Below are 8,469 nucleotides of genomic sequence, written 5' to 3'. Positions count from 1 at the left end.
TCTCAAGAAGGAAAAATGGTAGAAACAAAAGAAGGTACAGAATCACAACCTGGAAAACATGCAAAAACTGTTGAAAGAACAGAAGGTACAGGTACGGATTCTCAACATGGAAAAATGGTACCAATAAATGAAGAAAATTAAATAATATATAGTTATAACGAAGAGCATCCAAAAAGGGGTGCTCTTTTAATATTAAATGAATAAATTCTTTATGGTTTTGGACAAGCTGTTTTTTATCATTTAGTATTCATTTTCCATTACTATCTGTCAATGGCACCATTTTTTGACTGATTGGATGTTGAGATTTTGGTATATTTAATTTCCTTTAAACTTGCACCTCTAGATTCATGGGAGTTTTTTTCCTCTACTTTCGTAACTTCAAACCTTTTAGTTGTAGTATTGTTTACTCCCTTACTGTTCACTCTACATACAGTAACAAACAAATCTTTAATTGGAGGTCTTTCATTTTTAAGTGGACTTATACCAGCAAAAGCAAATCGGTCTTTCAATGATAATGGACTTGAAATAGGGGGATATGCTCTGAGAATCTTGTTAATTTTACAGAGTCTCCAAGGGAAGTTACTTTTCCAATTTGGCCTGCTCCTTTATTTTCAATTCATCCTAAACCAAACTCCATAAAAATATTTGTTCCCCATTGCACCCATATCTGCTAGTGGCATAACTTGCTTCGTAACTTCAGTATTTGTTCTTATTCGGTCAATCTCTTCAATTTGTTCTAATAGTTCTAGTTCAACTACATCTGTTGAAGCGATCCTTAATTGAAATTCGGTATGAAAAGCTTCATTCTTATCATTAAGAGCTATCAATTCCTTACTAGAAATATTTGATACATTGAAATATTCTTACATGGTATAATTTTCTTGATGATTTTGGAACTAGAAGGGGTTTAAATGATGGGAAACTTTCAAAGTAATTTTCAAACGGCTACACAAATTGCGACACAAATGAAAAATGCATCGGATACAATTCAAGGTGCGACAAATCGTTCTATAGCAAAGGCGAGCCGTACTACACTATCTGTTAATACTCAGGCGCAAGAAGTGAATCAACAAATGCTAGATTTGACTAGACAATTTTGTGGGGCCTTTCAACAAGCAATTGATAATATTCATTTAGTAGCTAAGGATTTTGAAAGAATGGATAACGAACTACAAAAGACATTTCGCTAATGTGGCAACCTACGGTAAAGGGAGAAGGGTAGGGAGAATAAGATGAGTCAAGATGTAGAAAAGCAAATAAATGAACTTAATCATGAATTACGGATAGTATCTGAAAAACAGGATCGAAATCAAACGGAGATCCAAATCCAGAGACAAGCAGAAATGGACTTTCACGAGTTGAGAAATCGAAATAATCGTTTATTTAATAGGATTTTAGAAACATGGCATGCTGATAAAGATGTTTCTCATTTTTTTATGAATAAGCTTCAAGAGTCGCAACATATTGAGCGGAAATTAACATTGGAATTGGAAAATCAAAAAGAAACATTACTTAAAGAAAGACGCAATCTTATTGATTTAGAAACCGACCTTATCTATCGGCAACAGCGATTAAAAAGGGAGGACAAAGCATGAGTTTAAATATGTATTTAGGGGAAGTACAAAATCAGACCCAAAGCATGAATGCTGTATGTGTCGCTACTATCCAAGCTATGGAGCAAGCAATCCAATCAATTGATACCTTTGCAACTGATACAGTTTTACAAGGGCAAACATATAGTAGTGCAAAAATATTTTTTGTCCAAACTTTTCGTCCTTTAGCACAAGGTATCATTTATTTATGTGAAGAATTAATCCGTCAAAATGATGCATTTCCAAGCGATTTTCAATCACAAGTTGCTTCCACAGATGTCATTGAACAAGAAATAAGAGAGCAAATTCAAGAAATTAATCGAATGGTCGCAAGTATAGAAGCGATTAGTATTGCTACAGTATTGCCTGGAATAGATGCCATGGTTATTGTTTTAGTCGAGATGAGAAAAAAACTGCAAGAAAAATTAGAGCATCTATATGAATTTAACTATACGTCTAGTAATAACTACAACACAGCTCTTCAACTTGTGGCTAGTATTACTGCCGGCCTTGCTGAAGTCCAAAGTGGAAAAGGATTTAGTCCTGTAAGTGGTACGTTTAGTACACAAGGATTAAATATGGATTGGACCGTTTCGATCCAAGAAATTGCTGATGAAAGAAAACGTCAAGTTGATAATCTTTTAAAGGAAGGATCAATAGAAGAGGGAGCGGTGTGCAAGAAACCTCCTGAAAAATCTACTTCTGAAAAAATTATAGATGGTATTTTAGCAGGGACGGGTCAAGCAGTTGAAGATACAATAGAAGGTGTTGTGGCACTTGGTAAATGGGAAACATGGGAGACCATGGGGTACGCTTTTACTCATTTAAATGAAACCTTACCTGCTATGTGGAACACATTATCAGATTCGTTTATTAATGATGTAATAAATGGAGACGCTGAAAGTCGTGCTAAGTGGGGAAGTTATGCTTTTACACAAATTGGACTTGGACTTATTGGTGATAAGGGGATAAGTAAAGTAACTACATTAGCAAAAGGTGCAAAATTCTCTACAGGAATGTCTTCTTTCGCAAATAAATTCCCACTGACGGATCGGTTGGCATTTGCAGGTGCAAGTGGATTTGGAAGCAATCAAATAAAAACATTTGAAGTTTTACGCAAAGCTCGTGAAACATTTATGTTTTCAAAAACTGGTGGAAGAAGTAAAGTTAAAGATGTACAAGAAGTAATACAAGATTATGCAGATAAGGTCCTGGATAAAGTTGAAATAAAAAACGAATATCCTGATTCTTATACCGCATCTAAGGTACTGCGTGAAGAACTTAAAGCTGCAGGTATTGAGCCGCCACCATATCCAAATGCAGCACATCATATTACTGCTTGGAATGACAAAAGGGCAATTGAAGCACAGGAATTACTTGAAGAGTTTGGGATACATCATAATTCAGCTGCTAATGGTGTGTTTTTACCTTATAAAGTAAATGACTATGTGACTACGGAAGTGTTACACGTAGGAAATCATAGTACCGAATATATGAAAGAAGTAACCAAGATATTAAAGGAAATCAAAGAATATGGTGGTACTCAGGAAGATGTTGCCGCAGCGTTACATGATATTAGAATACGTCTATTAGAAGGTAGTTTAAAATTAAATAATCCAAAATGATTTACACACATATTTCTAATATTAAAGGAGAAAAACTATGAAGATATGGGAATTAAGAAGTTCTTCTGATAACTATGAGTCTTTTCAATTATTAAATTATAAAGAAGATAAAAAGTTTTTTGAAGGGAAGTTTAACTCTACAATAAAACTAATAGATTCATGGAGAAAGTTACCTATTGAATGCTTAGAAGGAGGAAAGACCACTGATTTTCCACACTTCTGGGGAGAAATTGGTGCCCTAATGGTTAGTGAAAAAGCAAAAGCATTATTAGAACCTTCAATAGGCCATAATGTTGAATTCTTACCACTTTTACGCGATTCAACTAGTGAGGTATATTACTTGGTCCATGTGTTGAATGTACTAGATGCAATTGATAGTGATAAAGCAATTTTAAAAAAACTGATTACAGGTTTAATAATAGGATGCGAAAAATTCGCATTTGATAGTAATACTGTTCAAAATGAGATGATTTTTAAGGTTTATATAAATGGGAAAATTCATCCCACGGCTGTTTTTATTTCAGATGAATTGAAGATTCTTATTGAACAAAGTGATCTAAAAGGTTTTGAATTTATTGAAATATGGGATTCAGAAGAACTTTCGTAAAGAAATTTAATAAAATCACATCAGATTAATGATGTTAATTAATACCTAAGAGAGTAATAAATAAAATAGAAGAAGCTTATGTATTTGCATAAGCTTTTTCCTATGGTTATGTATAAAAAGGCATACTAATCAATATTAAATATATATTTTGAGGTTGCAAAGTAAGTGGTGATTGTGCTCCAGGACATAAAAATATAGCTGCTGATAATCGAATACAATCACATCATCCTATACAAAATGAATGGGCTATTAAGGGTGGATTTGATTATAACGAAAAGAAAGCACAACCAATACTTTTACCATCAAGTTTTGGTTTTCCTCATGCGAAAATTTCCGCCATACAAAGAAAACGAAGAAGACTTGAAGGATATGATACTGAAATAAATTATGAATTTAATGTAACCTATAGGGAAATGATTGAGGCAGGTGTTGATCAGAAAACTGCAAGAAAAGTATTGGTAGAAGATTATAAATGTTTAGATGTTTCGGGAGGTTTTGTGAAAAATGATAAATTTATCTAATGTTTCTGGTTTAATAAAAAATAAGCCAGCAAATGATATTGAAATTCAAGAAATAGAAGATGTAATGAAAGTTGAATTACCAAATGTACATAAAGATTTATTGAAATATACAAATGGTTTTTCTATAGGTGGATGGTTAATAATTTATCATTTTAGCCAAGAAGACTCCTTCCTCAAGGAGCGTGAAGGGTCATAGTCCAGTGAGTAGGTGGGAGATGAATTGGCTTCGAACAAGGGATGGCAGGAAGCCATCTTAATTGTTCGACATATAGAAAGTATTACTCCACTACCTATCGAATGTACGTTTGGTGTATAATAGTCATATACCGAAATGGAGGTGAATTAAATAATGATGAATAAAGCCTATAAGTTTCGTATCTATCCAAATCAAGCACAAGCAATTCTAATTAACAAAACGATTGGGTGTTCTCGTTTTGTATTCAATTATTTCCTATCCTTATGGGATCACGCATACAAAGAGACAGGAAAAGGCTTGACCTATGGTACATGCTCTGCCAAACTACCTGCCATGAAGAAAGAGCTTGTTTGGCTAAAAGAAGTGGATAGTATTGCGATTCAGTCGTCTTTTCGCAACCTTGCGGATGCTTATACGCGCTTTTTTAAAAAACAAAATAGCGCACCGCGCTTTAAATCTAAGAAGAACAACGTACAATCTTATACCACAAAACAAACAAATGAAAACATTGCCGTTGTAGGGAATAAAATAAAGTTGCCGAAACTAGGCCTTGTTCGATTTGCCAAAAGTCGTGAAGTAGAGGGGCGTATTGTAAATGCTACAGTTAGACGGAACCCTTCTGGTAGATATTTTGTGTCACTATTAGTTGAAACAGAAGTACAAGAACTTCCGAAAACACATTCTTACATTGGAATAGATGTAGGACTAAAAGATTTCGCTATTTTGTCAAATGGAACACACTATAAAAATCCTAAGTTTTTCCGATCATTAGAAGATAAGTTGGCGAAAGCACAGCGTGTTCTTTCTAGAAGAATGAAAGGATCTTCTCGCTGGAATAAACAACGAGTAAAGGTAGCTAGAATTCATGAATACATATCAAATGCTAGAAAAGATTACTTGGACAAAATTTCAACTGAAATCATCAAAAACCACGATGTTATCGGTATAGAGGATTTGCAAGTATCGAATATGTTAAAGAATCATACGTTAGCAAAAGCAATTAGTGAGGTATCTTGGTTGCAATTTCGATCCATGTTAGAATACAAAGCAAAATGGTATGGCAAACAAGTCATTGTCGTATCGAAAACATTTGCTTCCAGCCAATTATGTTCCTGTTGTGGATATCAAAATAAAGACGTTAAAAATCTAAACCTACGTGAATGGGACTGTCCTTCTTGTCGTACACACCATGATAGGGATATTAACGCAAGTATCAATCTAAAGAATGAAGCGATAAGGCTTCTAACCGCAAGGACTGCGGGGTTAGCCTAATCAATTAGAGTTCGATAGAACTCTTTACTTAGGAATCCCTCACTTCTAAACGAAGTGAAAGTGGGGGTAGTTCAATGAGTGGGTAAATACGGGGTGTTTGAATCAAAAAATACAGAAAATAAAAGAAGAAATCCCTGATACGTGTAATATAGTGTTAATAGAAATTCCTAATGGAGGATTAAAAGATTTAGTAAAGATAAAAAGTGTACTAGCACTTGATATTTCAACAGGGGAACTATTAAAAGGAGCTCCATATGGTAAAGCAAAAAAAAATTGAAAAATTAGGATCTATTGGTTTAGCACTAAATACAATACCAATGGATAAAAATAATTAATGTTAAACATAATTTGAAATTCATTTTTTATTTTTTACAAGAATTAAATAAGGAATGTGAACCCAAACGGTGTTACATGGAATAGGAAGAGATTTATTAGAAGGTAATTTGCGATTAAATGGACCCAACAAATAACTATATAAATAAATGGTAATAATAAAGGAAAATATATATGAAGATTTGGCAATTAAAGAGCTCGACTGATGATTATGAAACCTTTCAATTATTGAACTATGAAGAGGATAAAAAATATTTTAAAACTAGTTTTAATTCTATGGTGAGTTTGTCAGATTCATGGACGCCTAAGTTTATTGAGGTAAAAGATGAAGGGAAATCAAGCGATTCCCCTATTTTTTGGGGAAAGTCTGGTGTACAAATAATTAGTGAAAAAGCCAAGAATGTTTTAGAACCTATAGTAGGAGATAATATTGAATTTTTACCATTAATTCATAAACAAACAAATAAAAAATACTATGCTTATGCATGTTTTAAGGGTGTTGGAAGCACTTGATACTAATAAAACAATCTTTGATAAGTTAAGTTCAGGTTTAATAATAGGATGTAAAAAATTTGTATTTATTCCTTATGTTGTCCAGCACGAACTAATTTTTAAATTGAATATAAATGGGAAGGTACATCCTAACTATCTTTTAGTATCAGATCAATTCAAAAATGCAATTTTAGATAGTGAATTAAAAGGTTTTCAATTTACTGAAGTGTGGGATTCAGAAGAGGGTGCCTATCAATAATCTAATAGAGTAAAAAATAAAAAGCTTAAGCACATTGAAGTGAGCTCGAATATTAGTACATGATAAAAACATCACCTGAATTCGCATTCTAATCTTTCTCGTTTTATCTTTTTGCAACGATGAATGAGGAAGAATGCTTAACATGTTTTAACATATTTCCCGAAAGAATTCTCCTTCCACAAGCGTGTGAAGGGCGTAATCCGACAATAGGTGGGAGATGAATTTTGGTTTGGCGGAGCCAAAAGGCTTTGCCTTTTAGTAGTCGATGAACAATCACACGGGTTGGGATTTTATCAGTCATTCCTACATAAGCGTTGGATTATTTTGCAGGTTTGTCTAGAATGAAAAGAGCTTATTAAACCATCCATTATTCACGTTCTTCTTCATATATTTGTACCACAATTATTTTTTTGTTATTAAAACTAGTTTTTAAGAAGCATATGCTTTAGCAACTGCAGAAATTCTGTATCACTTTTATCATCTTTTATATAATCCTGTTCGTAGTTAAAAATCATTCGTACTAACATAAAAGCTGTAAGCGGTAATGGTACCTTATGCAAAGCTCCTTGCTGATAACCTTTTTCGAGTAAATTACTTATCATGTTAATTGCTTCTTCTTCAGATTGTTTAAAACAAGTTGTAATTTCAGGTGAATGGTATTCTTTATATTCTTGAAAGAGTGTAGAAACAAACGGATCTTGATGATATTCTAGGCTGATATAATGAAGAATTTTTTGTATTCGAAGTAAAACATCTTTTTCTTCTTTATATAAATTAAATAATTGTGAGCGTTTGAGCTGAATATGACGCATATAGCAGTCACATAATATTTCAGTTTTATCTGTATAGTAATAATAAATAGTACCTTTACCAACTTTAGCTGTCTTTGCAATTTCATCAACCGTTGTGTTACGGACACCACGCGTAGAGAACAGTATTGTGGCAGATTGAATGATTTTCATTTTTTTATTTTCTTTTTCTAATTTGATCATTGTCTACACCCTATCCTTGAAATATTTAGCGAAGTTTTCTGTCTTTACATTCTGTATCAGTTCATTTGTAATTTTGTAACTCCTAATAGAAATTCCTCTATTTGTTTCTTATAGAATAACATACACCATTTTTATTTCTAGTATATAACTATAATAGAATGCACCTTTATAACCTAGGGATAAAGGTGAAAGTTTGAGGTAATAATTTTTATAATCGGACGATGAGAATTCAAATGAAAGGGGACAGTGATTTCTTTCTTGATTAAATTATTTGATTTTTTATTCAATTCATTTTATTATATAAACATGACTAAAAGGTGTTTTTAGTCGGATTTTTTTACGGAAAACCGACTGATATTTGATTTTAGTCGGTTTCTATACTATTTGAGAGAAGGTAGACACTATGTGTGGAATTGCAGGGTGGATAGACTGGTCTAAAGACCTGTCTCATGAACAAGAAACGTTAAAAAAAATGACAGATGCTATCATTCACCGAGGGCCTGATGCAGAGGGGCATTGGTTTTCAAAACGAGCGGCATTAGGTCATCGACGTCTCATCGTCATTGATCCTGAAGGTGGC

The 8,469-nt window shown here is 33.2% G+C and carries 10 protein-coding genes and 3 pseudogenes; 11 read left to right on the top strand and 2 right to left on the bottom strand.

Going from position 1 to position 8,469, the window contains the following annotated elements:
- Positions 1 to 141: pseudogene (locus C4S65_RS33405) on the top strand (alpha-ketoglutarate permease); the annotation flags it as partial.
- A 470-nt stretch (positions 142 to 611) separates the two neighbouring features.
- Here C4S65_RS33405 and C4S65_RS34830 read toward each other — a convergent pair.
- Positions 612 to 827, bottom strand: coding sequence for a hypothetical protein (locus C4S65_RS34830; protein WP_170265090.1), 216 nt, complete (start codon positions 825 to 827; stop codon positions 612 to 614).
- Between the two features lie 84 nt (positions 828 to 911).
- Between C4S65_RS34830 and C4S65_RS33395 the strand changes: the two genes are divergently transcribed.
- The 9 genes and pseudogenes from C4S65_RS33395 to C4S65_RS35750 all read left to right on the top strand — a co-directional run bounded on the left by C4S65_RS33395 (position 912) and on the right by C4S65_RS35750 (position 6,897).
- The gene (locus C4S65_RS33395; protein ID WP_098838903.1) at positions 912 to 1,190 is read left to right on the top strand and encodes a TIGR04197 family type VII secretion effector; all 279 of its coding nucleotides are present in this window, start codon (positions 912 to 914) and stop codon (positions 1,188 to 1,190) included.
- A 42-nt stretch (positions 1,191 to 1,232) separates the two neighbouring features.
- Complete coding sequence (locus C4S65_RS33390) at positions 1,233 to 1,595, top strand: DUF3958 family protein (RefSeq protein ID WP_098838904.1); 363 nt, start codon at positions 1,233 to 1,235, stop codon at positions 1,593 to 1,595.
- Positions 1,592 to 3,217, top strand: a complete 1,626-nt coding sequence (locus C4S65_RS33385) for an AHH domain-containing protein (protein ID WP_103945910.1) — start codon at positions 1,592 to 1,594, stop codon at positions 3,215 to 3,217. The genes C4S65_RS33390 and C4S65_RS33385 overlap by 4 nt, the downstream gene beginning before the upstream one ends.
- A gap of 37 nt (positions 3,218 to 3,254) precedes the next feature.
- Positions 3,255 to 3,824 (top strand): DUF1629 domain-containing protein, encoded by a 570-nt coding sequence (locus tag C4S65_RS33380; protein WP_103945909.1) that lies wholly within the window; start codon positions 3,255 to 3,257, stop codon positions 3,822 to 3,824.
- A gap of 194 nt (positions 3,825 to 4,018) precedes the next feature.
- Entirely contained in the window at positions 4,019 to 4,345 is a 327-nt protein-coding gene (locus C4S65_RS33375) for a hypothetical protein (RefSeq protein ID WP_324287259.1), read from the top strand.
- Positions 4,329 to 4,493 (top strand): annotated as a pseudogene (locus tag C4S65_RS33370) (SMI1/KNR4 family protein); the annotation flags it as partial. The gene C4S65_RS33375 and the pseudogene C4S65_RS33370, both read left to right, overlap by 17 nt.
- Before the next feature lie 201 nt (positions 4,494 to 4,694).
- Positions 4,695 to 5,813 carry an IS200/IS605 family element RNA-guided endonuclease TnpB gene (tnpB, locus tag C4S65_RS33360; protein WP_103945908.1) on the top strand — a complete coding sequence of 373 codons (1,119 nt, stop codon included), beginning with the start codon at positions 4,695 to 4,697 and terminating at the stop codon, positions 5,811 to 5,813.
- Between the two features lie 97 nt (positions 5,814 to 5,910).
- Positions 5,911 to 6,090: a hypothetical protein gene (locus C4S65_RS33355; RefSeq protein WP_050552513.1), complete on the top strand. Its 180-nt coding sequence runs from the start codon at positions 5,911 to 5,913 to the stop codon at positions 6,088 to 6,090.
- Positions 6,091 to 6,320: 230 nt separating this feature from the next.
- A pseudogene (locus C4S65_RS35750) lies at positions 6,321 to 6,897 on the top strand (DUF1629 domain-containing protein).
- 422 nt (positions 6,898 to 7,319) lie between these two features.
- On the opposite strand, the gene C4S65_RS33345 reads toward C4S65_RS35750, so the two are convergent.
- Positions 7,320 to 7,889 (bottom strand): TetR/AcrR family transcriptional regulator, encoded by a 570-nt coding sequence (locus C4S65_RS33345; RefSeq protein ID WP_000593069.1) that lies wholly within the window; start codon positions 7,887 to 7,889, stop codon positions 7,320 to 7,322.
- A 403-nt stretch (positions 7,890 to 8,292) separates the two neighbouring features.
- On the opposite strand from C4S65_RS33345, the gene C4S65_RS33340 reads away from it, so the two are divergent.
- Positions 8,293 to 8,469, top strand: a 177-nt coding sequence (locus C4S65_RS33340; protein ID WP_103945907.1) for an asparagine synthetase, incomplete at its 3' end; no start/stop codon positions are given.

The organism is Bacillus sp. ok061 (assembly GCF_900108285.1).
Classification (GTDB): domain Bacteria; phylum Bacillota; class Bacilli; order Bacillales; family Bacillaceae_G; genus Bacillus_A; species Bacillus_A thuringiensis_S.
Note: the sequence above shows the minus strand (reverse complement) of the source record. Positions and strands in the feature narration are given on the sequence as shown.